Origin of the sequence: Thermogutta sp. (assembly GCF_039793925.1) — a bacterium.
In the GTDB taxonomy this organism is placed as follows: Bacteria; Planctomycetota; Planctomycetia; order Pirellulales; family Thermoguttaceae; genus Thermogutta.
Genome location: NZ_JBAMME010000148.1, coordinates 1 through 1,184, shown reverse-complemented (window position 1 = coordinate 1,184; position 1,184 = coordinate 1). Strand labels below are relative to the sequence as shown.

General features: G+C 58.4%; 1 protein-coding gene. It reads right to left on the bottom strand.

What is annotated here, in order from left to right:
- Positions 1–788, bottom strand: a 788-nt coding sequence (locus ABJK56_RS06080; RefSeq protein ID WP_347243771.1) for a glycosyltransferase family A protein, incomplete at its 3' end; no start/stop codon positions are given.
- Positions 789–1,184 lie beyond the last annotated feature (396 nt).

Genomic DNA, 1,184 nt, shown 5'->3' with positions numbered 1-1,184 from the left:
GCGGTGATCCTCCAGAACTCGTCCAACGATCTCGCCTCCCTCCTCGCGGCCTCCACCTGCCTGTACAGTTCCACGTACTCCGGGATCCCCCTGTACAGTTCCACGTGCCTCCTGTGCTTCTCCAGTGTGTCACCTGGGAGCAGGACCCTGTAGCGGAATGCGGGCACGATGGGCGCAGGCTCCAATCCCTCCTCGGCGTACCAGAAGAACCGCTGATACGGATCCGTGGGCCTCACGTATGTCTTCCATAGCTCCATCGCGAACATGCGCAGATGCCTCGCTGGAGAATACCTCTCACGGGAGTTCAGCGCAACGGCATCCCCCCGGATTACGAGCTCCCGATCCATGTGCGCGTACCTGAGTCTCCACAGCGCCTCCACCATATAGGTCCCGTGGAGGCTGCGATATGGAATCAGGAACCCGGCTTTCCCCGGAAATATTTCCGGCAGCTGTCTGAGCCAGCGGTGGGAGTCCTCGTGGAAGACCTCATTGGCCTGTACCTCCACCACCCATTCCCTTCCATCCTCCTCTAGGCGCGCCTTCCTCAGCAGCGCGTTGTACGCGCTTCCTATCGCCTCTCCCTTCTCCCCCTCAGCGCTCCACCGGAGCCTGTACACCCTTATTCTGCGGTTCTTGGCGAACCTCTCGAGAATTCTCTCAGTCCCGTCCGAGGAGCCATCCGCCACGTAAAGCGCATCGCCCCACCTAAGGAACGAGTGCACTGCCTCGATGAATGGATAGCCCTGGGACAACGCGTCCATCGTCGCAAGTATGCCGACTATTTTCATACATGGCGGACGGCCGGGTAGACCTAATAATCTTGCTGACCTCTTCTCTATCTTGGATGGTGGATCAATAGTCAGTTACTACTGGTAACGGCGTAATTTAGTCATCTCCTATCGGGGGCAGTGAGCTGGCCGCGTGTTCTTCTAAGCATGGCAAAGATGCACGGTCGGAGGGGCCCTAGATACGCGTAGCGATGGGCCCATCGCCCGTGGCAGTGCTATACCATATCCAAGATCATCTATGGGCTACTTTCGGAACTACTGAGCGCACACATAATGTTTATTCCTTCATCCCATCCATATTTATTAACCCGCGCGGCCTCTTTGCGCGTGTGAGGACGGGCGCCGTCGTAATGCACAGGTACTGGGGGTCGCCCGGCGGGGGACAGCTGGTCTGCG